1 protein-coding gene is annotated in these 1,644 nt (G+C 60.3%); it reads left to right on the forward strand.

Going from position 1 to position 1,644, the window contains the following annotated elements; translation table 11 throughout:
• On the forward strand, window positions 1–1,553 hold a 1,553-nt coding region (locus tag IEX16_RS19790), incomplete at its 5' end, for an IS1182 family transposase (RefSeq protein WP_308421378.1).
• Window positions 1,554–1,644: the final 91 nt, after the last annotated feature.

The raw sequence follows: 1,644 nt of genomic DNA on the forward strand, positions 1-1,644 counted from the left end.
CAAACATGGCCCGCTACAAACCCCAAGAGCACAACAGCCTGCTGTTGCCGGTGGTACTCAGTGAGCAAATCGTCCCAGGCAGCTTCGGCTTCGCATTGAACTACCTGGTCGATCACGAACTCGACCTCAGCGCGCTGGATGCCCAGTTCAAGAACGATGAAGTTGGCGCCAGCGCCTACGATCCACGCGTCATGCTCAAGATCGTGCTACTCGCCTACAGCCAGGGCCTGGTCTCAAGTCGAGCCGTTGAACAGGCGTGCCAGCGCAACGTCCAGTTCATCGCCATCAGTGGCGACAGCCAGCCCAGCCACACCCACATCGCCAAGTTCGTAGCCAACCTCAGCGCCCAGATCAAACCCCTGTTCAGCCAGGTCCTGATGACCTGCGATGCCCAAGGCCTGATCGGGCGCGACATGTTTGCCATCGACGGCGTCAAACTCCCCAGCAACGCCAGCAAAGAACGCAGTGGCACCCATGAAGAGCTGCGGCATCGCGCTGATCGGCTGGAGCAGGCTGCCGACAAGATCATGGCCCTGCATCAGGCCCAGGACAAGCGCGGCACGGACGAAGCCCTGGAGCCCAAACGCCAAGCACGCATAGAGGCCCTGCGCAAAGAGGCCGCACGCACACGGGAGTTTCTTGCCGGCAATCCCCCGCGCACGAACCGCAAGGGCCAGGAACTCAAGACCAACGTCACTGACCCCGAGAGCGCCAAGATGGCCACCAGCAAAGGCGTCATCCAGGGCTATGCGGCACAGGCTGCGGTGGACAGTCGCCACCAGATCATCATTGCAGCCGACGTCATTGGCTCAGGCTCCGAGCAAGCCATGCTGGTGCCCATGATTGCGCAAAGCCAGCCTTACCGGGAAGACCACACCCTGATCACGGCCGATGCGGGCTACCACAGCGATGCCAATGTCCAGCATCTCAAAGACCACCACATCCCCGCGTTGATAGCTGACAACCAGATGCGCAGCCGCGACGAGCGCTTTGCTGGGCAAGCCAAACACAAAGGCAAAGCCGACCCGCTGTACGACAAGAAGGGCACGGGAGAGTCCAAACCGATCCAGCGGTTTGGCCCCCAGGACTTTCGCTTCAATGACAACAACAGCGCCACCTGCCCCGCGGGCAAGTTGATGACCAGCCCCGGCAGTATCTACACCACAGCAACTGGGCTGCACTACCAGACCTACACCGCCAAAGCGGTGGACTGCAATGCATGCGATCGCAGCGGGCAATGCCTGAGGGGCCCGCTCAAACCCAATGACGGGCGGGGTCGGCAGGTCGCCCGCTTTGAGCCCAAGCCCAAAGACCCGACCAACCCCAGTGAGCGCATGCGCCAGGCCATCGATTCACCCAGGGGCAGGCAACTCTACAGCCAGCGCATGGGCACGGTGGAGCCTGTATTTGCCAACATTCGGCACAACAAGCGACTGACCCGTTTGAATCACAGAGGGCGCACCAAGGTCAGCACCCAGTGGAGCCTGTACTGCATGGTGCACAACATCGAGAAGCTATCGAAGACGAATCTGGGAGTCCAGGGAGTTCAATAGAGGGGCCATAAAAGCCTAAAGCCGCTATCAGACGCAAAAGGGGAGCGAAATTGCGGCACACTTTGTGCATGATCGCCAAATTCCTCAAATC

The sequence above is a fragment of the Polaromonas eurypsychrophila genome (assembly GCF_014641715.1).
Taxonomy (GTDB): domain Bacteria; phylum Pseudomonadota; class Gammaproteobacteria; order Burkholderiales; family Burkholderiaceae_C; genus Polaromonas; species Polaromonas eurypsychrophila.